15 protein-coding genes and 1 tRNA gene are annotated in these 23,720 nt (G+C 32.8%); 15 read left to right on the top strand and 1 reads right to left on the bottom strand.

Annotated features, from left to right (window positions below; all coding sequences use genetic code 11):
* Positions 1–87: 87 nt before the first annotated feature.
* The 6 genes from bsdtb5_RS09290 to bsdtb5_RS09315 all read left to right on the top strand — a co-directional run bounded on the left by bsdtb5_RS09290 (position 88) and on the right by bsdtb5_RS09315 (position 11,331).
* Positions 88–2,301, top strand: a complete 2,214-nt coding sequence (locus tag bsdtb5_RS09290) for a HelD family protein (RefSeq protein WP_271715737.1) — start codon at positions 88–90, stop codon at positions 2,299–2,301.
* 376 nt (positions 2,302–2,677) lie between these two features.
* Positions 2,678–4,765 carry a sodium-translocating pyrophosphatase gene (locus bsdtb5_RS09295; RefSeq protein WP_271715738.1) on the top strand — a complete coding sequence of 696 codons (2,088 nt, stop codon included), beginning with the start codon at positions 2,678–2,680 and terminating at the stop codon, positions 4,763–4,765.
* A 272-nt stretch (positions 4,766–5,037) separates the two neighbouring features.
* The gene (locus bsdtb5_RS09300) at positions 5,038–8,022 is read left to right on the top strand and encodes a tetratricopeptide repeat protein (RefSeq protein WP_271715739.1); all 2,985 of its coding nucleotides are present in this window, start codon (positions 5,038–5,040) and stop codon (positions 8,020–8,022) included.
* Positions 7,995–8,339, top strand: coding sequence for a tetratricopeptide repeat protein (locus tag bsdtb5_RS09305; RefSeq protein ID WP_271715740.1), 345 nt, complete (start codon positions 7,995–7,997; stop codon positions 8,337–8,339). Before bsdtb5_RS09300 ends, bsdtb5_RS09305 begins: the two co-directional genes overlap by 28 nt.
* A gap of 376 nt (positions 8,340–8,715) precedes the next feature.
* Positions 8,716–10,422, top strand: coding sequence for an Hsp70 family protein (locus bsdtb5_RS09310; protein WP_271715741.1), 1,707 nt, complete (start codon positions 8,716–8,718; stop codon positions 10,420–10,422).
* A 21-nt stretch (positions 10,423–10,443) separates the two neighbouring features.
* The gene (locus tag bsdtb5_RS09315; protein WP_271715742.1) at positions 10,444–11,331 is read left to right on the top strand and encodes an aldose 1-epimerase family protein; all 888 of its coding nucleotides are present in this window, start codon (positions 10,444–10,446) and stop codon (positions 11,329–11,331) included.
* 198 nt (positions 11,332–11,529) lie between these two features.
* On the opposite strand, the gene bsdtb5_RS09320 is transcribed toward bsdtb5_RS09315, so the two are convergent.
* Positions 11,530–11,612: transfer RNA gene (locus tag bsdtb5_RS09320), tRNA-Leu, on the bottom strand.
* Positions 11,613–11,794: 182 nt separating this feature from the next.
* Here bsdtb5_RS09320 and bsdtb5_RS09325 point away from each other — a divergent pair.
* The 9 genes from bsdtb5_RS09325 to bsdtb5_RS09365 all read left to right on the top strand — a co-directional run bounded on the left by bsdtb5_RS09325 (position 11,795) and on the right by bsdtb5_RS09365 (position 23,712).
* Positions 11,795–12,298, top strand: coding sequence for an anti-sigma factor family protein (locus bsdtb5_RS09325; RefSeq protein ID WP_271715743.1), 504 nt, complete (start codon positions 11,795–11,797; stop codon positions 12,296–12,298).
* Positions 12,299–12,391: 93 nt separating this feature from the next.
* Complete coding sequence (gene polA, locus bsdtb5_RS09330; RefSeq protein ID WP_271715744.1) at positions 12,392–15,106, top strand: DNA polymerase I; 2,715 nt, start codon at positions 12,392–12,394, stop codon at positions 15,104–15,106.
* Between the two features lie 24 nt (positions 15,107–15,130).
* Positions 15,131–15,721, top strand: coding sequence for a dephospho-CoA kinase (gene coaE, locus bsdtb5_RS09335; protein ID WP_271715745.1), 591 nt, complete (start codon positions 15,131–15,133; stop codon positions 15,719–15,721).
* 171 nt (positions 15,722–15,892) lie between these two features.
* Positions 15,893–18,058: a cell division protein FtsA gene (locus tag bsdtb5_RS09340; protein ID WP_271715746.1), complete on the top strand. Its 2,166-nt coding sequence runs from the start codon at positions 15,893–15,895 to the stop codon at positions 18,056–18,058.
* Between the two features lie 274 nt (positions 18,059–18,332).
* Entirely contained in the window at positions 18,333–19,130 is a 798-nt protein-coding gene (locus bsdtb5_RS09345) for an MBL fold metallo-hydrolase (protein WP_271715747.1), read from the top strand.
* A gap of 139 nt (positions 19,131–19,269) precedes the next feature.
* Positions 19,270–19,542, top strand: a complete 273-nt coding sequence (locus tag bsdtb5_RS09350) for an ACT domain-containing protein (protein WP_271715748.1) — start codon at positions 19,270–19,272, stop codon at positions 19,540–19,542.
* A gap of 25 nt (positions 19,543–19,567) precedes the next feature.
* Complete coding sequence (locus bsdtb5_RS09355) at positions 19,568–20,932, top strand: PFL family protein (RefSeq protein ID WP_271715749.1); 1,365 nt, start codon at positions 19,568–19,570, stop codon at positions 20,930–20,932.
* Between the two features lie 55 nt (positions 20,933–20,987).
* On the top strand, positions 20,988–22,451 hold the full coding sequence (locus bsdtb5_RS09360) for an aminoacyl-histidine dipeptidase (RefSeq protein ID WP_271715750.1): 1,464 nt from the start codon (positions 20,988–20,990) through the stop codon (positions 22,449–22,451).
* Between the two features lie 4 nt (positions 22,452–22,455).
* Positions 22,456–23,712 carry a CapA family protein gene (locus bsdtb5_RS09365; RefSeq protein WP_271715751.1) on the top strand — a complete coding sequence of 419 codons (1,257 nt, stop codon included), beginning with the start codon at positions 22,456–22,458 and terminating at the stop codon, positions 23,710–23,712.
* Positions 23,713–23,720: the final 8 nt, after the last annotated feature.

Consider the following 23,720-nt stretch of genomic DNA (forward strand, 5'->3'; position numbering starts at 1 on the left):
AAAGTCTAGTATTAATTTCAAAAGATGCTAAAATTATCATACATCACAATAATCAAGATAAATCTAAATCGAAAAGGAGGCTATATTATGAAAAAATCAGTAAAAAGTATGAATGAAGAAAAGCAGCAGGAAAGAGTAAAACTAGAGATAAGAAAAACAGAAGAACTTTATGAAAAAAAGCATTTGGAGAAGACAGTTCAAATTATTAAGGAAAATATCAAAGAATATGAAGCAAAACAGAAAGAAATCAGTGCAGAGACAGAAGATTTATATGATCATTACCACTCAGATAACCCAGAGCTTCACAATCAATTATTAGTTAGTTTGGATATGAAAGGTATCATTTATAGAACATTGTTTAAGAATACAAATGCACTTGATAAACCATACTTTGGCCGAATCGATTATAATGAAGAGAATGATAATCAAGAATTCTCTTTATATATTGGTAAGAATGGAATATCAAATGGAAACTCTGATATTATAATCATTGATTGGAGAGCTCCTGTTGCCAGTGTATACTACGATAGTGATCTTGGTGAAAGCTACTATTTATCACCACTTGGAGAACGTATTCATATTAATCTAGATAAAAAACGAACTTTTGAGATTGATCATAGTCAGTTAATTGATTTCTATGATACTGACGTTGTAGCCAATGATGAATTCTTAACAAAATATCTAGCTAAGAATAAAGAGGTTATCTTAGGAGAGATTATTGCAACCATTCAAAAAGAGCAGAATCGGATAATTCGAGATACCCCATGGCATTCTATCATTGTTCAAGGAGTTGCAGGAAGTGGGAAGACAACAGTAGCAATGCATAGAATCTCATATATCTTATATAACTTTAAAGATAAGTTTAGACCGGAAGAGTTCTATATCATTGGAAGTAACAAAATATTGCTTAACTATATTACGGGAGTATTGCCGAATCTAGATGTATACAATATTAATCAAATGACATTAGAAGAATTTATGTTATATATGCTAGATAAAGATTTTAATATAAAGAAGCGTAAATTCATATTACAGGATAGTTTCTCAAAGATTCAACCAAATAGAAAAGATGTTACTCTGATGAGATTAAAGAGATTAAAAGGAACTATTCCATTTGTGAAAGCATTAGAACAGTATCTAGAAGAATATGAGACAAACTATATTCCAACCAAATCAGTTAACTACCGCGGGCAAATTATTTATTCAAGTGAAGAAATCAAGAGCTTACTTCATACATTTAAGGATCGATCGCTTGGAGAGAAAATTGATATATTGAATAAGCGTCTCCAGAATAAAGTAAAACTGAAGAATGAAATGTTAGGTGAAGAGAAAGAGGTTATACGAGCAGAAGTAAAAAAATATAATCAATTTTTTGGTAAGAAACATGTAAAAATAGATGTTCTTGAGGTATATGAAAGTTTTATCCTAGATGCGAAGGAACATAGAGAAAAATATTTGGAAGCAAATATATATCTTCCAGAAGGTGAAGTATTTCAGCAATTACTTTATGATCTAGATCATAAAGTAATAGATATTTATGATTTAAGTATGCTTAATTTCATCAAGAAAAAATTAAAGATATCCGTTGATTATGAGGATGTTAATCATATTGTAGTGGATGAAGCACAAGATTTTGGTGTAATGGCTTTCTATGTACTTCGTCAGCTTTTTCCAAAATGTACTTTTACTATTATGGGGGATGTATCACAGAATATCTATTATGATACAGGTATGAATGATTGGGAAGCATTGCAGAATGAGGTATTCTCACCAGAGAAGGATCAATTCTATGTATTAGCCAAAAGTTATCGTAATACTGTTGAGATATCAAACTATGCAAGTCGTGTCTTAAGGAAGTGTACCTTTAAGACATATGAGATTGAACCAATTATTCGTCATGGCAAGGAAGTAAATCTAGTAGAAGTCAAGTCAGAGGAAGATATGGTACAAGAGACAGTTCGTATGCTAAAAGAAATTCAAGAAGAAGGTTATAATACAACTGCTGTTATATGTAGAACTGTTGAGGAGACACTTACGGTAAGTGAACTTCTTAGGAATCATGTAAAGATTGAACAACTAGAGAAAGAACTCGATAAGACCACTTTTACAAATGGAATTATGGTTCTTCCAATTCATATGACGAAAGGTCTAGAGTTTGATTCTGTTATTCTCTGGAATCCGGATACGAATCGTTATGAAGAATCGGATGCAGATGCAAAACTTCTCTATGTTGCAATTACCAGAGCTTTGCACGAGTTGCATATTGTTTATCAGGGAGAATTATCTAGATTGCTTCAATAAGTTTTCATGTATTTATGAAAAGGAAAGAGATAGAAAGGTAATTCTGTTATATAAATATGGTATTAACAGTAGTGCTATGGAATGCATGCAGAGTATAGTATTCCATAGCACCTTTATTTATTTAACTAATATATCATAATACTTTATAATAATTATGAATATTCAATAATAACTTAATTAAATAATAAAATTTAGGCGAAATTTAGTTCAATCTGACTGTTAAATAATTACAAATCCATTGAAACTAAAACTGAGTAGAGTTATAATAGGTAAGGATATTATGGAAAAATAAGGCAATGCATCGTAATTCTACAACGATTGAATTTCTGCTATATTTTCTTATCATATCCAAATTCTAATACGGAAGGTGTTAAGTATGAATGTCGATGAAAATATCTTTTTTTACTTGGCAATCGCAGTATCACTAGTTTCTTTTGGAGTAGCTTACTACTTCTATCACTGGGTAAAATCACAGAAATCAAACAACGAGAGAATTGCAGAAATTGGTAGTTACATTAGAAAAGGATCTAACACTTTTTTAAAGAAAGAATATATCGTGCTATCTCAGTTCGCAGGTGTTATAGCAGTACTTATTCTTTTGTTCCTTCCAGAACCAATATGGAATGGAAAAGCAACAGATAATATAGGAATGGCTGTTTGTTACCTTTTAGGAACTGTTTTCTCAGCTTTTGCAGGTAAAGTTGGAATTGAAGTTGCAACTATTGCCAATATGAAAGCAGCCGAAGCAGCAAAAGAAGGAATTAAACCATCTTTCCTAGTTGGTTTTCGTGGTGGTTCTGTAATGGGTATGTCTGTTGTTGGAACAAGTTTGTTAGGTGTTACACTTGTATATGCCCTAACACATGATTCCAGTATGGTATTAGGTTTCAGTTTTGGAGCAAGCTCACTTGCGTTATTTGCAAAAGCTGGTGGTGGAATCTTTACGAAAACTGCAGATATCAGTGCGGATTTGGTTGGTAAAGTTGAACTTTCTATACCAGAAGATGATCCAAGAAATCCAGCAGTTATTGCAGATAATGTAGGTGATAATGTAGGTGATGTTGCAGGCATGGGAGCTGACTTATTCGATTCGAATGTAGCTGCAATGACCGCAGCCTTAGTTATTGCAATGTCTCTTGACAAAGGAAAAGGTAATACGAATATTGCAATGATATTCTGCTATGCAGCGTTAGGACTTTTAGCATCAGTAATTGGAGTATTATCGGCAAGGATGGGCAAAAAAGGAGATCCTACCAAAGCTTTAAATAATAGTACATATATAACAACAGTAATATTTGCTGGATTAACGGCAGTAGCAACGTGGGCTTTTGATATGGAGTGGCGTATCTGGGGGGCAACAGCTATTGGTCTAGCCGTTGGTGTTATCATTGGTTTTGCGAGTGATTACTTTACCAATGATAATAAGAAACCAGTTCGTTATGTAGCAAAAGCATCGAATATGGGGCCAGCCTTTACAATTATCTCAGGTGTATGTTATGGATTCTTAAGTGTTCTGCCTTCCATGATAGGTATTGCAATATCAGCAGTATTGGCTTACAACATCTGTGATCCAATTGGAGATGGTTATGCGATGTTTGGTATCTCCATGGCTGCAATGGGTATGTTATCAATCGTTGGTATGATTATATCGAATGATGCCTATGGACCTATCGTAGATAATGCGAGAGGACTTGCTGAGATGGGAGATCTTGGAGATGAGGTTCTAGATATCACAGATCAACTAGATAGTGCAGGAAATACGGTTAAAGCAATTACGAAAGGTTTTGCAATTGGAGCTGCTGGTTTAACAATTATATCGCTTTTAGGAGCTTTTATGAGTGAAGTTAATGTGGCAGCGGTTGAAAAAGGACTTGAAAAAATCACTGGATTTGATATCATGAACCCTATGGTATTCTTTGGAATATTAATTGGTACCGCTACACCAGCTGTATTCTCAGCAATGCTAATGCTTGGCGTTGATCGTAATGCACAACGTATGGTTGCCGAAATTCATAGACAATTTAAAGAGATTCCAGGTTTAAAGGAAGGCAAAAAAGGTGTTACTCCTGAGTATGATAAATGTATTGAAATAGCAACTACTGGTGCATTAAGAGAGTTAATTCCTGCTGGTCTCGTATCGATTGTTTTAACCTTGGCTGTAGGTTTTGTTGGTGGTGTTTATGCTATCGGTGGCTTTTTAACTGGTAATATCGCAAGTGGTTTGTTATTAGCATTATTCATGTCTAATTCAGGTGGCCTTTGGGATAACGCTAAGAAATATGTAGAATCTGGCCATGAAGGTGGAAAAGGTTCCGATACACATAAAGCAGCAGTCGTTGGTGATACAGTTGGTGATCCATTTAAGGATACAGCAGGTCCTTCATTGAATACTCAAGTAACTGTTGTTTCCTTGGTGGCTTCCATTATGGCTACTTTGTTCTTATCATTCCATATCTTTGGGTGATAGGACATACAGGTATTTCTTATCATCCCAAGTTGTGACTGATACTATATAGAGTAGGTATAAAAAAGAAGGTTTTAATCATTATTTTATGATTACGACCTTCTTTTTTTATGGGTAATGAAAAATAAATTATTAACTAATACTATTATCACTAGGAAAAAAGACCTATAAATATAGGAATGATAAGCAAATTATTATATAATATAGAAAGATATAAATTATTACAGTAATGGAATAAGTATGAAATACGTTGAAAGGCAACGGGTATAAATATGAGTACACTATGGAAAGAACTTGGAATAGAAGAAACGAAAGATAAAAATATCATTAAAGATGCTTATCGAAGTAAGTTAGTAACCGTAAACCCAGAAGATGATGAAGAAGGTTTTAAAGCTCTTCGAAGTGCTTATGAGGAAGCAATGAGATTGGCTGATCTTGAAGTAGAAGAGCTTATAGAGAGAAAAGAAGATACTCCAATAAGTCAATGGTTGCAAAAAGTTAACAGTACATATCAGGATTTTTATAAAAGAATCAAAGTAGAAGAATGGGAAGAGCTATTAAAAGAGGATATTTGTATAGGCTTAGAGACCAGCAATGAAGTGAAGGAGCAGTTACTTATATTTTTAATGGATAATTTTCGATTGCCACATAAAGTATGGATAGCTCTTAATCGAATCTTCCATTTTACTGAGGAAAAGGAAGAATTATATGAAAGATATCCAAAGAACTTTATTGATTTTATAGAGAGAGCAGTATGGAATGAAGATTTTCTAGACTATGATTTATTCGATGGTGATTCTGATAGTGATTATGATGGATTCATCCAGATATATTATGAACTAAAGAATGCGTTGGAAGAACAAAATCCAAATGATATTGAAAAGTACATAATAGAATGCAAAGATTTTATGATATATCACCCATATTTAGCTGTAGAAGAAGCAAGATGTTGCATAATAAATAAAGATTATACAAAAGCAAAAGAGATAATGGAAGAATTACAACGTGAGTATCCAGATAATACTTATATTATGTACTTCTATGCTTATATTCTATATGAAAATAATCATATTGATGAAGCATTCCATACATATCAAACCCTATTAGAACAAGTACCAAATCATTATTCAGCAAAATTAGGTCTAGCGGATTGTTATTTTAAGAAAGAAGATTATGAAAAGGCAAAAGAATATTATATTGATATTCTAGAGAATTATCCTCAAGACAGTTACGCTGAAAATGGAATGATAAAAGTGAATGAAATATTGATACAACAATATCAAGAAGTAATCAAAGAGGATGCTAATAATATTAATACGATCCTAGAGCTTGGTTGGTGCTATTATCAGAACTTACATTACGAAGAATGTATCGAATTATTAGATAAATTAACTCCAGATGAAGAAAATAAGCTTGATTATTGTAATCTAAAAGGACGTACCCTATTATATCATAATGATTTCTTAAGAGCCCTTGAATATCTGCCAGTGTGGTTGGAAGGATTAGAAGCTATAACCGATGAAGATACAGAAGAGCTAAAGAAGAAGAGAAAACGAATTGGATATGCTTATTTTACAATTAGTAGTGCTTATAGTGGGTTAGCTAAGAAGGAAGAAAAGTATTTAGACATTGCTCTAGAATACGTAGATAAAGCAATAGATAAAGAAGATGATCTAATTCAAATACTTAGTTACAAGAATCAAAGAGCAGATCTATTATATAGTATGAATCGTTATGAAGAATGTGTGGATCAGTGTGACTCAATTCTAGAGGAGTCAGAAGAATATTATCCAGCCATTGTAAAAAGGCAAGAAGCATACTATGAATTAGAACGATATCAGAATGTAGTAGATGATTATTATAAAGCAATAGAGATATATTCCAAAGACGCAAGACCATACAAGTTAGCTATAAAGACTTTCTTACTTTATCAGAAATATGAAGATGCAATGGACATCATCAATAAAGCAAAGGAAGAAGAGACATATACGGATGATATCTGTTTGCTTGAAGTTAGGGCAATACGTGATAATGCGAGCACGGAAGAAGATATGGATAAGGCTTATCAACTACTTAATACTGTTAAGGAACACATAAAAGAGGGTACCAGTGTTCTAGAGAGACAAGGAGAGGCATACTACGAAGGAGCTATCTGCTTGAGAGATCTGAAAAAGTATAAAGAAGCTTTAGAAGAGATTAATCAGGCACTGCATTTAACCCCAGATGTAGATGATTATATCTATTGTAAAGCAAATATCTTATTTGATATGCAAGAATACAGTCAAGCGGAAAGTATTTATCAGCTGTTGGGTGAGAAATTCATCAATAATGAGAATATAATTTATAAGTTAGCACGAATCTGTGATCTACGTGGAGAAAGAAATAAAGCATTACAGTCTTACGAGGAAGTCTTATCTATTAATCCTGAGAATGGAAATGCAAATTATTGCATAGCAGAAATCTATGAAGAAGTAGCAAAAGAGACAGGTAAGCGTGAATATTTCGAACGGGCCCTACCATATCGATCAAGGCAGATTGAACTTTATGCCAATGATTATAATTACATAGAACGAGGCCTTCTGTATGCAGAATTAGAACGTTACGAAGAAGCCATTGAAGATTACAAAAAAGCGATAGAGGATAACCCAGACAGTCCATATCCATACAATAATATTGGTTTAGCTTATCAGTATCAGGGAAAATACGAGCTTGCGATTGAATATTATAGTCAATCAATTGATCATTTTGAAGATGAGACCATCATAATGCCTTATAACAATATGGCAGACTGTTATATTATATTAAATCGATTAGAAGAAGCAGAAGAGTGTTATAAGGAGAATCTAAAATTATTTCCTGACAGGGAAACTTCTTATACGTACCTTGCAGACTTATATCGTAAACGCAAAGAATATGTGGAAGCTATTCGTTTTTATGAAAGAGCAATAAAGAATTTGGCCAATATTAATAAAAATAAAATATATCTCGAGATAGCTGAAACGTATGAAGAAAAAAGAGATCACAAAAATGCTATCTTATATTATAAAAAAGCGATTAAAGAAGATGTGAAGGCACCAAAAGCATATGCAGCATTTGCTGGATATTATCTGTATGTAGGAGATAATTATGGTAAAGCTATTAAGATGCTAAAGAAGGCAATTCAATTATCAGAAGATCATGATGATTACTTTGATTATTGGGGAGAACTTGGAAAAAGGCCAAAGACGCAATGCAAACAGCACTTGATATGTATATAAAAGAGTATCATAACTTGAATGAATATGTCGATACAATTGGAAGAGTACCTGCTAGATGTTATAATATTGGAAGTATATACTATTTCCTAGGTGATATTGAAAAAGCAAAAGAATATTTTGAACGCATGTGTTCCAGTAGAAAATGTGATTTCTGTACCACAATGGAATGCTATGAAGCATTGATTGGCAAGGCATTACTTTTAGAATATCAAAAAGAATATAGAAAAGCAGAAGAATATTATAAGAAAGTATTAACTTATGATGTGAATAATGCGTTCAGTCAACATGCATTGAAAAGATTGGCTAAGATGAAATAATAAAATGATATGATGTTGGGGGCAAAAGCCTTATTTATGTTTGATGAGTGTATATCGCTGTATAATTATGAATTTTGGCTACCTTTCCCTCAAGTATCATATTTTTTACAAGCCTCAAAGCAAGTGAAAATACTCACTTATGTTCCTACTTTCACTTTGAGTCTTGACAAAATATAAACGATACTTTCGGCCGGATTACGCCAAAATTAATAATTATACATCAATATACACAATGCAAGTTATTAAAGGCTTTTGACCCCAACATCAATGATATACATATGATATTATATGAATGAGATAAACAAAATGATATATAATTCGATAAATAGAAAGTTTAAATGAAAAATAACAGAATTATAATTTAGGAGGAAAACAAATGATAATTGGAATTGATTTGGGAACAACCAACAGCCTTGCTGCTTATTTTACCGAAGAGGGTCCAAAGATTATTCCAACAAGACTTGGAAATAATATGGTCCCATCTGTGGTCAGCATAGATGAAGAAGAGCATGTATATATTGGTGAAACTGCAAAAGAGAGAGGAATTCTATATCCTGAAAGCACTGCAGAAGTGTTCAAGAGAAGTATGGGAACAACGAAGACGTTTCATTTGGGGACGAAAGATTATACTGCAGAAGATTTGTCTTCTTTAATATTAAGTACATTAAAGGAAGATGCAGAACAGTATCTTGGTGAAAAAGTAGAAGAGGCTGTGATTAGTGTACCAGCATATTTTAATGATTCCCAAAGAAAAGCAACGAAGAGGGCAGGAGAAATGGCGGGGCTTAAAGTTGAAAGAATTATTAGTGAGCCAACAGCTGCAGCTATCTCGTATGGACTTTATCAGAAGAATCTAAATACAAAGATTCTAGTATTTGACTTAGGTGGCGGTACTTTTGATGTATCTATATTAGAACTTTACCATAATATCTTAGAGGTTAGAGCAGTTGCAGGTGATAATTTCCTTGGTGGAGAAGATTTTACAGAAGTATTGGTGCAGATGTTTCTAAAAGAATATAAGCTCGAGGAGAACTCTCTAGACCATAAAACAAGGTCACATATTAGAACACAAGCAGAACGATGTAAAAAGGAATTTTTTGAACAGCGAGTATCGACGATGAAATGCAACGTCAACGGAGAAATTATTGAATACAAGGTTGAACTAAGTAATTACGAGAAATCTTGTGAATTATTATTAGAAAGAATAAGAAAACCAATTAAGAGAAGTCTATCAGATGCGAACTTTAAATTATCAGAACTTGATGAAATTGTCCTTGTAGGTGGAGCTACCAAGCTTCCAATCATTCGTAAGTTTGTAGGTAAATTATTTGGAAGAGTACCTAATACTAGCATTAATCCAGATGAAGCTGTTGCTTTGGGAGCAGCAATTCAAGGCGCAATGAAGGAAAGAAAAGAAGCAATAAAAGAAGTGATCTTAACAGATGTCTGCCCATTTACACTTGGAACAGAAGTTGTTGTAGAAAGAGAAAGTAATCGTATGGAAACAGGACATTTTTATCCTATCATTGAACGAAATACGGTAATTCCAGCAAGTAGAACAGAACGTCTATATACGGCACATGATAAACAAACCAAGATAAGAATTAATATCTTGCAGGGAGAAAGTCGATTTGCGAGAAATAACCTATCTTTAGGAGAATTATTTATCGAAGTGCCAGCGAAACCTGCAGGAGAAGAAGCGGTAGACGTCACGTATACTTATGATGTAAATGCACTTCTAGAAGTAGAAGCAACGGTTATATCTACTGGTGTTAAGAAACGACAAATTATTAAGAACAAAGATAATGCGATGAGTGATGAAATGGTGGAAGAAAGAATGAGAGAATTAAGTTATCTAAAGATTCCACCAAGAGAACAGGAAGCAAATAAGTTGTTGTTATTTAGAAGTGAACGCTTATATGAAGAAAGTGTTGGAGAACTAAGAAAACAGATTGAATATTATGTTCAGAGATTTGAAGATGTCCTACAGAAGCAGGATCCGGTGAAAATAGAAGCTGCAAGAGCTGAATTTAAAGAAGCACTCGATGCATTAGAAGAGGAGTTCTATTTTACAACGGATTAACTATTATATGGAGGTATTAAAATGGCTAAGAATATGCTAAAAAATGAAGAACTAACAATTACAATTGATAACTTTGGAGCAGAATTAAGTTCCATTAAAGATACAAAGACTGGAGTGGAATATTTATGGAATGCGGATGAAACATACTGGAAGCGACATTCTCCAGTGCTATTTCCAATCGTAGGTAGCTTGAAAGATAAACAATATTCATATAATAATAATGTTTATTCAATGTCACAACATGGGTTTGCAAGGGATAAATCTATGGATATTGTGAAGAAAGAAGAAAATGAGATATGGTTTCAGTTAGTAGCAGATGAGGAAACTAAGAGAGCATATCCATTTGATTTCACACTTGAGATAGGCTATCGTCTACAAGGTAGAAAAATATCAGTTTTGTGGAAAGTTATAAATACGGGAGAGGAAAAGATGTATTTTCAAATAGGAGCGCATCCAGCTTTCCTATGCCCAATAAGAGAAAATGAGAAGCAAACTGATTATAAAATTGATTTTCATACAGAAGAGGAGTTAACCTACAAGCTATTATCCAAAGATGGTCTATTGGAAGCAAAGGAATATGAGTTATCTACTGTAGAGGGAGTGCTTCAGGTTACGAATCATTTATTTGATAAAGATGCTCTTGTAATAGAAAAACCATACACGAACCGTATTTCATTAAAAACACCAGAGAATAAGGATTATGTGACAGTACATTTTGATGCGCCTGTCGTAGGAATATGGTCACCAGCAGGAAGATGTGCACCATTTATTTGTATTGAACCTTGGTATGGAAGATGCGATGCAAGTGATTTTAATGGTACATTAGAAGAAAGAGAATGGATTAATGAATTAAGTGAGAAGGAAGAATTTCAGGCTAGTTATGAGATTGAAATTGGGAAATTAGATTAAAATTTTTATACTTCAAAGTAAAATATTTTATCGGAAACTTGATAGATCCAGACTTTATATTATCGGAATTACAATAATAAAACTTTTTCATTGAGGCTTCTTTTTCTCATATGGAGGTTACTAATTCATTGCATTTAGATAAAAATAGATAATCAAAAGAAAAAGCTTAACTTAGATACTAAGTTAAGCTTTTTTGAGTGCCGGCAGTGGGACTTGAACCCACACGTGGTTACCCACAACAGATTTTGAGTCTGCATCGTCTGCCATTCCGACATGCCGGCATAATGTTTATGTATGTCTTTAGCGACGAAATTTATTGTAACACACTTGTATAAATTATGCAAGTCTTTTATAATGGAATTATAAAAAGTAAAATAAGACAATTGCAAAACTTCTATAAATATAGCAAAATAATAGTTTTGCAAAACTTAAGTAATTGCAAAGAAAATAAGGAGGCATTATATTGACTTGTATTGAAGCACAAAGTCTTATTACTCCTTTTATTAATGATGAACTTGATATTCAGAGGCTAGAAGCTTTTATGAATCATATAAATCATTGTGGAGAATGTAAAGAAGAGTTAGAAGTATATTATACGTTACTTACTGGTATGAAACAGTTGGATGATGATAAAAATCTATCTGGTGATTTTCATATGCATTTTATTAATAAATTGAAAAAAACAGAAGAACGAATAAAACGCAAGAAACTTCAAAAGGTTAGAAAAAGGATAATTCTAATATGTTCGATTCTTATGGTATCCATCATTACTAGTATTAGTATAAAAGAGTATGTAGTAGATGATATTATAAATGAAGAACAACAGCAGCAGATTAATTCGAATGACATTCATTTAAGATACTATTTCTTTAGAGACAGAGATTCGGATTTGGAAAGATATATTACCCAGAATTATGAGAAGATTATTAAACTTAATACCAATAATCCGTATAATATAAAGAAATAGATATGGTATAGTTTGTGAGAACTGTAATAACTACACAGTAAGCAATATTCCTTAACTTAACAAAAGATAAGGAGAAAACAAAAGGAGATCATGATGAGTAAAAAAATAGTTTTAATAGATGGACATAGTATACTAAACCGAGCATTTTATGGAATACCTGATTTGACAAATTCAGAAGGAATTCATACAAATGCAGTTTATGGTTTCTTAAATATATTATTTAAAATATTAGAGGAAGAGAAAGCAGAGTATCTGACGGTTGCTTTTGACGTGAAAGAGCCAACTTTTCGACATATTATGTACCCTGAATATAAAGGAACAAGAAAAGGTATGCCAGAAGAATTATTACAGCAAGTTCCTCTTATGAAAGAAGTGCTTGAAGCAATGGGCGTTAAGATTATTGAACGTCCTGGCTATGAGGCAGACGATATCCTTGGAACCATTGCAAAACAGAGTGAAAGAGATGGATTAGAAGTCTCATTGGTATCGGGAGATAGGGATTTGCTTCAATTGGCTACTGATAAGATTAAGATACGAATTCCAAAGACCAAAAGAGGTGGAACCGAGATTGAGGATTATAATACAAAGGATGTAGTAGAGAAATATATGGTTACTCCTGAGCACATTATTGATCTGAAAGGTCTTATGGGTGATACTTCGGATAACATTCCAGGAGTACCAGGAATTGGGGAAAAAACGGCTGCAAAGATCTTGGTTGAATATGGAAGTATTGAAAATGCCTATGAACACATCGAAGATATCAAACCAAATAAAGCGAAAGAAAATCTAAAAGAACATTATGATTTAGCACAGTTAAGTAAAGTGTTAGCAACAATTAAGACAGATTGTGATCTTGATTATTCCATTGAAGACGCCCAAATAGGAAATCTATATAATGAAAATGCATATTTAATATTTAAAAGATTAGAATTCAAGAATATATTATCAAAATTTAACGTTGAAGTGAATCACAATAATAAAATTGAAGATAACTTTAAACTGATTACAGATATGTCCGAAGCAGAAACAATATTCAACAAGATTCTTGATAAAAATGCAAAAGATAATACTAACGTTCAGATAGATAAAGGTAGAAAGATTAGTAATCTAAGTGAAGTAAGCGATTGTTTCCATGTAGGTCTTTCCATTATTCATGAAGACAATGAGGTATATGGAATAGCACTCTCATTTTCCGAAGAAGATATTTATTATATAAAAGTAGAAGGATTCATAACCTTAGAATATTTACTTCAACAGGTAAATCGCTTAATTCACGAAGATGTTGTGATATCTATGATTGGGTTAAAAGATGATCTAAGATTCTTAGAAGCAGATGAGAGCAGTCTAATCTTTGACGCTGCTATTGCAGGGTATCTATTGAATCCTCTTAAGGACACTTATTATTATGACGACATTGCAAGGGATTATTTACAGATGACTGTGCCATCCAGAGCTGATTTACTAGGTAAATTAGGCTTAAGTTCGGCAATGAATGATAAGGAAAGGGAATTTCTTATCTTCTGTGGATATAGTTCTTATGTAGCATATCAAGCGTTTTCTACGATGAGCGAGAAATTAAAGAAGACAGAGATGCTAGATTTATTCTATGATATTGAGATGCCTATTATCTATACGCTTTATGATATGGAGGTTCGAGGCATAAAAGCGAATAAAGAAGAACTTAAGGAATATTCCAATCAGTTATCTGTTAGAATTGATGAATTAGAGAAAAGCATCTATGAGTTAGTTGGAGAGGTATTTAATATTAATTCACCTAAGCAACTAGGAGTTATTTTATTTGAAAAATTACGATTACCATTTGCTAAGAAGACTAAGACAGGTTATTCCACTAGCGCAGATGTTCTTGACAAATTAAAATGCGAGCATCCAGTAATTAATGAAATCTTAGAGTATCGCCAATTAACTAAATTGAAATCAACCTATGCAGATGGTTTGGCAAATTATATTAAAGAAGATAATCGAATTCATGGAACGTTTAATCAGACGATTACAGCGACAGGAAGAATAAGTAGTACGGAACCAAATCTTCAAAATATTCCAATTCGTATGGAGATTGGGCGCAAGATTCGTAAAGTATTTGTTCCGGAACAAGATTATGTATTTTTAGATGCCGATTATTCACAGATTGAACTGCGTGTATTAGCACACATGTCTGGAGATGAGATGCTAATTAATGCGTATAAAGAAGAACAAGATATTCATAAGATAACAGCTTCTCAAGTATTTCATACACCACTTGAAGAAGTTACAAGCTTACAAAGAAGTAATGCTAAAGCTGTTAACTTTGGAATTGTGTATGGAATTAGTTCCTTCGGTTTGGGTCAGGATCTTAATATTACTAGAAAAGAAGCAGAAAGCTATATTAGTAAGTATTTTGAAACATACCCAAGAGTAAAAGAATTCTTAGATGAATTAGTAGAAAAAGCGAAGAAAGATGGCTTTGTAACAAGTTTATTTGGTCGAATCCGTCCGATTCCAGAGATTAGTTCAAGTAATTTTATGAGTCGTTCCTTTGGAGAAAGAATCGCAATGAACTCACCTATTCAAGGTACAGCAGCGGATATTATTAAGATAGCGATGATTCGAGTAAATATGCGATTGAAAGAATTAAAATTAAGATCAAGATTACTATTACAGATCCATGATGAATTATTAATTGAAGCACATAAGGACGAAGTGGACGAAGTAACAAAGATTCTTCATGATGAGATGTTACACGCAACCTCATTAAGCGTTCCTTTAGATGTAGATGTAAATCAGGGGATGAATTGGTACGAAGCAAAATAAGAAGGAAAAAGGGAAGGATAATAAATGAAGATCATTGGATTAACTGGTGGTGTGGGAAGCGGAAAATCAACGGTTGCAAAACTAATGGGGGAGCATTATAGGGCTCATTTATTAATCGCAGATGATATTGCAAGAGATTTTATGAAGAAAGGGAATGTGAGCTTTCATCATATTGTTGATTATTTTGGTGTTAATATATTAGATGAAGATGGGGAATTAGACCGCAAGAAATTAGCAAGTATTGTTTTTGAAGACGAAAGCAAATTGAAGATTCTGAATTCTTTTATTCATCCATATGTAAAAGAATATATTTTAAATGAGATTGAACGTCTCAAAAAAGTTGAACCAAATGCTGTTGTACTAGTAGAAAGTGCAATCCTTTTTGAGGTATCCTATCAAGAATTCTGTGATGAAGTGTGGTATGTGAATGCCGAAGACCATATTAGAAGAATTCGTCTCAAGAAGAATAGGAATTATACGGATGAGAAAATTGATAGTATTCTAGCAAATCAAATGACAGAAGAGGAATACAAAAAAAGAAGTACGCATGTTATCAGTAATAATGATAAAGAAGAAAACCTAATAAAGGAGCTTCAATTTTTACTAGTGAAATAAATAGCTATATGATATAATAACCCTAATAGATGACAGGAAAACATAAATTTCGTAATACAGAGGGAGAAAACTAAGCTAATGAGAAATTTTAGCTAACTACCCATATTTGTCATTGATACTAACAAATTGGATTTATCATAGATTAGCATAAGATTTTGGAGGATTGTGAGGATGGAAGATATAAGATATCCGGAGCATTTAGTGTTTGGTTTAGATATAGGTACAAGAAGTATTGTAGGAACAGTAGGGTATAAAGAGAATAAGAATGGTTTCAAGGTAGTTGCTCAATATGTTAAAGAGCACGAAACAAGAGCAATGTTAGATGGGCAGATTCATGACATACCTAAGGTTGCAGAAACTATTGCTTTTATCAAAAAAGAGTTAGAAAAAGAAATCAATCGACCATTAACTGAAGTATGTATTGCAGCAGCAGGACGTGTGCTTAAGACTATTACCGTAGAAGCTGAATATGAATTTCAGAATGAAACAATTATCACAGACGAACATGTTCATTCTTTAGATCTGATTGGTGTTGAAAAGGCATATGATGAGATTCGTGAATTAACTAAAAATGAGAATACTAATTTTTATTGTGTTGGTTATTCTGTAATAACATATTATTTGAACGAATATGCAATTACCAATCTAGAAGGACACAAAGCGAATAAAATTGCTACAAAGCTCCTCGCTACCTTTTTGCCAGATGAAGTTATAGATAGTCTTTATACTGCGGTAGAACGTGCAGGACTTGTAGTTGCTAATCTAACGTTAGAACCGATTGCAGCGATTACTGTTGCGATTCCAGAAGCGTATCGTATGCTTAATATTGCATTAGTAGATGTAGGAGCTGGAACTTCAGATATCTGTATTACAAAGGACGGAAGTATAATTGCATATGGTATGATTCCATTTGCCGGAGATGAGATTACCGAAACAATTGCTCAGAAGTATTTAGTCGATTTTCAGACAGCTGAGAAGATGAAACAATCATGCATTAAGAAAAAATCGATTACATATAAGGATATTATGGGGTTAAGTCATAAGGTAATGTCAACCGAGATCAATGAAACTGTGAATGCTACTGTAAGAAATATAACTCAAAATATAGCAGATAAAATTATTGAATTGAATGGGGATAAGTCTGTTAGCGCTGTATTTGTTGTTGGTGGCGGTGGTAAGATGACAGGATTTATATCGTCTTTAGCAGAATATCTTAATCTTCCAAATGAGAGAGTTGCATTACGTGGTGAAGAGGTTCTTAAAGAAATAGAGTTTATGCAGCCAAAAGTTAAAAAAGACTCCTTACTTGTAACTCCAATTGGTATTTGTCTAAACTATTATGATCAGAAAAATAATTTTATATTTGTTCAAGTAAACGGAGAACGCGTGAAATTATATGACAACAGTAGATTAACCGTAGCAGATGCAGTAATCGGTGTTGGTATGAGTAATGAACTTCTATTCCCAAGAAGAGGTAAAGCAATTAATTTTACACTTGATGGAGAAAAGAGATTGGTTCGTGGTGAACTTGGAGAAGCAGCAATTGTGAAATGCAATGATAAAGTAGTAGGAATAAGTTCGCCAATTGAGCAAAATGATAAAATTGAAGTGATTGAATCTACTGTTGGTAAGGATGCAACTTATGAAGTTCTTCAATTACCTGAATATCAGAATAATACGATTGAATTTATCTTTAATAGTCAGAAAATTGTATGTCCTAAGTTTGTTAAAGCAAATGAAGAACTTGTCTCTGAATATTATCAAATCAAAGATGAGGACGCTATTGAGATTCTAGATTATTATACATTAGAACAGGTTCTTTCATTTATGGATATTCCATACCATGATTCCATTCGTGTAAATAATACCTTGGCTCATCTAGAAGATAAGATTTATGCCAATTTTACAGTTCAATATGAGATAGATAATCAGGCATTTCAAAAAGTAGATGTAGAAAGTATATCTTATGAACAAGATTTTGCCTATGAAGAAGGCTCTTATACTTATGATGACTATAATCAAAATAATTCTAATCAAACTGAAGCCACAAATCAAAATGTATTACAAGAAGATATACAACAATCGAAAAATGATACGAAGCAAGATGTGAATCAACAATCTTTAAAGCAAATCGAAGAAATTGTGGTTGTAGTAAATGGTCAAGCAGTTTTGATGAATACTAAAAAGCAATATATACTAGTGGATGTATTAGATTTCTATCATTTTGATATGTCTGTATCCGGTGGCAATTCATTGGTGATACGAGTAAATGGTGAGGATGCAGATTTTACAACACCAGTGAAGGATAAAGATAATATTGAATTATTCTGGAAGTAAATCAAAAAAGGAATATTTAATAGGATTGTATACTGAAAAAATATTGGATGTAATGAATGTATTATATATAATCTAATTGGATAATTTTTGTAAAACTCCAATATTAGTATAGGAATAATAAGAGTAATTAATAAATGAAATGGTTCTTATTTATAAATATGTATTTATTATGTATATTTATAAATAATATAGGGATCATTTCATTTTTTTATAGATAATTAGAAATAGGTATGATATAATGATTTGAGATTTTATCAGAAAAAGGAAGATAACGATGAATTTATGTAGTATAGCAAGTGGAAGCAGTGGAAATTGTATCTATGTAGGCAATCAAGATACAAATATTTTAATCGATGCTGGTATTAGTGGTAAGAGAGTTGTAGATGGTTTAACAAGCATTGATGTTAATCCAGAGAAGCTTAGTGCAATTCTTGTGACACATGAACATTCTGATCATATTAGTGGAATAGGTGTCTTATCAAGAAAGTATAAAACACCAATTTATGCAACTGCAGAAACGATAAATGCGATATTAAAAACGAAGAGTGTAGGTAGAATTCCAGATGGATTACTACATATGATAGAGCCAGATCAACCATTTCTTATTGATGACATTAAAGTTGAGCCTTTTTCAATATCACACGATGCAGCCAATCCTGTTTGTTATACTTTTGAAGAGGATGGACATCGTATAGGAATGGCAACGGACTTAGGCACTTATAATGAGTATATAATAGAAAAATTATCTGGATTAGAGGCATTATTGTTAGAAGCAAATCATGATATTAATATGTTGCAAGTAGGTGCTTATCCCTATTACCTAAAGCAAAGAATTCTTGGAAACAGAGGACATTTATCGAATGAGAATTCTGGTAAATTAATCAGCAAGATTATGAATTCGAATTTAAAGCATGTTTTTCTTGGACATCTTAGTAAAGAGAATAATTATGCAGAACTAGCTTACGAGACAGTTAAAGTTGAATTGGAACAAAATACAGAATACTCAAGTAATCCATTTCACTTAAGCGTAGCTAATAGAGAGGAACCTTCTCTTTTCGTAACTGTTTCATAATGTCTAAAAATTGTTTTATGATGTATAAATGTTTATAGATTTATTAATATATAATAACATTTAAAATAATATTTTATAAAGAGTTCTCAATTCTATATGACAAAGTTAAAAAATATCACAATTTCAGGAGGTTTTTTAAATGAAGAAAACAATTATTACAGTAGTAGGAAAAGATAGTGTAGGTATCATTGCAAAAGTATGTACGTACTTAGCAAATAATAGAGTAAATATCCTTGATATATCACAGACTATTGTTCAAGGGTTTTTTAATATGATGATGATTGTAGATATTAATGAAGCTCCAAAAAGTTTTGATGAATTATTAGTTGAACTGGAACAAATTGGTGATGAAATCGGAGTTAGCATTCGTGTACAACGTGAAGATATATTTGACAGCATGCATCGTCTATAATTAGCTTAGAAAGGAAACGTGTCTTATGATTAATTTACATGAAGTAATTGAAACAAATAAAATGATTGAACAAGAAAATCTGGATGTAAGAACAATCACGTTAGGGATAAGCTTATTAGATTGTGCCGACGATAATCTAGAGGAAGTAAATCGTAAAATCTATGAAAAGATTACAAGAGTAGCAAAGAACTTAGTTTCAACTGGTAATGAAATTGAAAGAGAATTCGGTATTCCGATTGTAAATAAGAGAATATCTATCACTCCAATTGCACTAGTTGGTGCAGCAGCATGTAAATCACCAGAAGATTATGTAACAATTGCGAAAACTTTAGATAGAGCTGCTAAAGAAGTTGGAGTTAATTTTATCGGCGGCTATTCTGCGCTTGTATCAAAAGGAATGACAACAAGTGATGAATACCTAATCAAATCAATTCCTGAAGCTCTTGCAGTAACTGAGAGAGTATGTAGTTCCGTAAACGTAGGCTCTACGAGATGTGGAATTAACATGGATGCGGTAAAATTATTAGGAGAAATCATTCTTAAAACAGCTGATAATACAAAAGAAAATGATTCCCTAGGATGTGCGAAGCTAGTAGTATTCTGTAATGCACCAGATGATAATCCATTTATGGCAGGAGCATTTCATGGTGTGACAGAAGCTGACGCTATTATTAATGTTGGTGTAAGCGGACCAGGAGTTGTTAAAACTGCCTTGGAATCTGTACGTGGAGCGGACTTTGGAACTCTTTGTGAGACTATTAAAAAGACAGCTTTTAAAGTAACTAGAGTTGGACAACTTGTTGCAGAAGAAGCTTCTAAGATGCTTAATATTCCATTTGGTATCATTGACTTATCATTAGCACCTACGCCAGCAATTGGTGATAGTGTTGCTGAAATCTTAGAAGAAATCGGTTTAGAATATGCTGGAGCACCAGGAACAACAGCGGCATTAGCTTTATTGAATGACCAAGTTAAGAAGGGTGGAGTTATGGCTTCCTCTTATGTTGGTGGTCTAAGCGGAGCTTTCATACCTGTCAGTGAAGATCAAGGAATGATTAATGCCGTGCAAGCTGGAGCATTAACTTTAGAAAAGCTTGAAGCAATGACTTGCGTATGTTCTGTAGGTTTAGACATGATTGCAATTCCTGGAGATACTAAAGCAACTACAATCTCAGGAATCATTGCTGATGAGATGGCAATCGGTATGATTAATCAAAAGACAACTGCTGTGCGTATTATACCAGTAATCGGAAAAGGTGTAGGAGATATGGTAGAGTTTGGAGGATTACTTGGATATGCTCCAGTAATGCCTGTAAATCCTTATAGTTGCGATAATTTTGTTAACCGTGGTGGTAGAATACCAGCTCCAATTCATAGCTTTAAAAATTAATTAGAATCATAGTGACAGAATATAGTCACATATTTTGTGAGAAACGAGGTGCCATATGAGTTCAATGTTAAAAGATATTGAATACAAAGGAATTTTTCAAATCTTCGAAGAAATTAGTGCAATTCCTAGAGGCTCAAGAAATAATAAACAGATTAGTGATTACTTAGTTAGTTTTGCAGAAAAACATGGACTTAATTATAAGCAAGATGAAGTTCTTAATGTTATTATTACAAAAGAGGCAACTAGTGGATATGAGGAATGTCCAACTGTCATTATACAAGGTCACATGGATATGGTATGTGAAAAAGATAGCAATATAGATCATGATTTTTTAACACAAGGGCTTGAACTAGTTGTAAAAGATGATTTTATTAGTGCAAATGGGACTACCCTAGGTGGAGATGATGGCATTGCAATTGCATATGCGTTAGCCATTTTATCATCGGATGAGATCAAGCATCCACGCATTGAAGCCATATTTACAACAGATGAAGAAATTGGTATGGATGGAGCAATCGGCCTTGATACTACGGAACTTCGTGGTAAATACATGTTTAATATTGATTCTGAAGAAGAAGGTATTCTTTTAAGTAGTGCAGCAGGTGGACTTACAGCGACTGCAAAGTTACCGTTAGAATATAGCAAAGAGACTGGTATTAAAGTATCAATTGCAATCAAAGGCTTATTGGGTGGACATTCAGGTTCAGAGATTGATAAAAATCGTACCAATGCTACATTATTGATGGGAAGATTATTATTTGAATTAGAAAAAGATATCGTTTTTCACGCAATAGACTTATGTGGTGGTGGTAAAGATAACGCAATACCAAGAGAGTCTTCTTGTACTTTATTAATTCAAGAAAGTGACAAAGCAAGATTTGAAGGTGCATTGAAGGAACAAATTGATCATTATAAAAAAGAGCTTGCTACTAGTGAGCCACACTTGGAAATCGATTATCATGTAGGTGATAAGAGTGAGGAAAATGTAATCACAGCTGAATCTATGGTACAAATCCTTCACATGATCTTATTTGCACCAAATGGTATTCAGACAATGAGTGCTGATATTAAAGGATTAGTTGAGAGTTCATTAAATCTTGGTATTTTTCATATTGAAAAAAATCAAGCAGTATTTGGTTATGCAGTTAGAAGTTCTGTTGATTCTTACAAACAATTTATGAGTAAGAAATTAGAAACATTAATTACTAAGCTTGGTGGTGCTTATTCAACATCAGGAGAATATCCAGCATGGGAATATAAAAAAGACTCCAAGTTAAGAGAACTTTCAGTTCGAGTATATGAAGAAATGTATGGTAAAAAACCAGAGATTCAAGCAATTCATGCTGGACTTGAATGTGGTATCATTGCTTCAAAATTAGACGGGATTGACATTATCTCCTTAGGACCAGATATGTTTGATGTTCATACACCAAAGGAAAGACTAAACATAACATCAACGAAGCGAGTTTATGACTACGTTTTAAAGGTTTTGGAGGAGTTTAAAGGAATAAAGGAATAGAAGAATGAAGAAGAAAATAATATTTCTCGCACTATTAAACAGTAGTCTAATAGTTGTAATTATTGTTTTATTAATATTCATTCAATCAAACGAAACGAAAAATACAGCCTTTGAGAGTAGGTCTCAGGCTGTATTTTCTAACGAAACGGAAAAAAATGGCCAGATACAAGAAGATTCAACCTCTGATTTAAATATTAATGAGAATAGAGAAGATATTAAAAAAGAGAAAGATAATAATTCTTTCAATAAGAATACTACCGATGTTGTTAATCAGAAGAAAGATATAGGTAAGGCTACGATAGAAGATACAAAAAGTAAAGCAAATGATATTAATCTAGTCTTTACAGGGGATATTTTTTTATCTGATTATGTATTAAGTCAATATAATAAGAGTGGAATTGAAGGTATCTTATCGAAGCAATTACTAAGTAAACTAAAGAATGCTGATATTGCAATGGCAAATGAGGAATTTAGCTTTAGTAATCGCGGAGTTAAGATGAAGAATAAGCAATTCACCTTCCGAGTTGCACCACATTATGTTAAGATATTTCAAGACATGGGGATTGATATTGTAACATTAGCAAATAATCATTCTCTCGATTACGGAACAGAAGCTTTATTAGATAGTATAAATACACTTGATGCTGCATCAATTAGGCATGTTGGAGCTGGAGCGAATATAAGTAAAGCGAAAGAATATCAACAATATAATATTCATGGCAAGAAAATTGCGATCATTGGTGCATCTAGAGTAATTCCAGTTGCTAAATGGAATGCAACTTATACTAGTCCTGGACTATTGACTACTTATGACCCAACCACATTGCTTTCAGTTATTCAGGAAGCAAAGCGGTCAAATGATATTGTAATTGTCTATGTTCATTGGGGTATTGAAAGGAAGACTAGTCCAGAAGATTACCAAAGACGCTTAGCAAAACAGTATATTGACGCAGGTGCAGATGTTATTATTGGAAGCCATCCACATGTATTACAAGGAATTGAATATTATAAGAATAAACCAATAATCTACAGTTTAGGTAATTTTATATTTTATAGTTCGATTCAGAAAACGGCACTTTTAGAAATGAATATAGATCAAGATAATGATATCGTGGTATCTATAGTACCCTGCTTTGCAGAAAATGCTAAGACCAAAGAACTAGAGCTTAAAAAGATGCGTGAAGATTTTTATAAATATATCACAAATTTGTCTTATCACATTACGATAGATGAAAATGGCCATATAGTCAGAAATAAATAAGGTACATG

Origin of the sequence: Anaeromicropila herbilytica (assembly GCF_016591975.1) — a bacterium.
Lineage (GTDB): Bacteria > Bacillota > Clostridia > Lachnospirales > Lachnospiraceae > Anaeromicropila > Anaeromicropila herbilytica.

Excerpts from the sequence above, each read along its gene's own strand:
- bsdtb5_RS09290 (WP_271715737.1), top strand. The coding sequence starts at position 88 with ATGAAAAAATCAGTAAAAAGTATGAATGAAGAAAAGCAGCAGGAAAGA.
- bsdtb5_RS09295 (WP_271715738.1), top strand. The coding sequence starts at position 2,678 with ATGAATGTCGATGAAAATATCTTTTTTTACTTGGCAATCGCAGTATCA.
- bsdtb5_RS09300 (WP_271715739.1), top strand. The coding sequence starts at position 5,038 with ATGAGTACACTATGGAAAGAACTTGGAATAGAAGAAACGAAAGATAAA.
- bsdtb5_RS09305 (WP_271715740.1), top strand. The coding sequence starts at position 7,995 with ATGCAAACAGCACTTGATATGTATATAAAAGAGTATCATAACTTGAAT.
- bsdtb5_RS09310 (WP_271715741.1), top strand. The coding sequence starts at position 8,716 with ATGATAATTGGAATTGATTTGGGAACAACCAACAGCCTTGCTGCTTAT.
- bsdtb5_RS09315 (WP_271715742.1), top strand. The coding sequence starts at position 10,444 with ATGGCTAAGAATATGCTAAAAAATGAAGAACTAACAATTACAATTGAT.
- polA (WP_271715744.1), top strand. The coding sequence starts at position 12,392 with ATGAGTAAAAAAATAGTTTTAATAGATGGACATAGTATACTAAACCGA.
- coaE (WP_271715745.1), top strand. The coding sequence starts at position 15,131 with ATGAAGATCATTGGATTAACTGGTGGTGTGGGAAGCGGAAAATCAACG.
- bsdtb5_RS09340 (WP_271715746.1), top strand. The coding sequence starts at position 15,893 with ATGGAAGATATAAGATATCCGGAGCATTTAGTGTTTGGTTTAGATATA.
- bsdtb5_RS09345 (WP_271715747.1), top strand. The coding sequence starts at position 18,333 with ATGAATTTATGTAGTATAGCAAGTGGAAGCAGTGGAAATTGTATCTAT.
- bsdtb5_RS09350 (WP_271715748.1), top strand. The coding sequence starts at position 19,270 with ATGAAGAAAACAATTATTACAGTAGTAGGAAAAGATAGTGTAGGTATC.
- bsdtb5_RS09355 (WP_271715749.1), top strand. The coding sequence starts at position 19,568 with ATGATTAATTTACATGAAGTAATTGAAACAAATAAAATGATTGAACAA.
- bsdtb5_RS09360 (WP_271715750.1), top strand. The coding sequence starts at position 20,988 with ATGAGTTCAATGTTAAAAGATATTGAATACAAAGGAATTTTTCAAATC.
- bsdtb5_RS09365 (WP_271715751.1), top strand. The coding sequence starts at position 22,456 with ATGAAGAAGAAAATAATATTTCTCGCACTATTAAACAGTAGTCTAATA.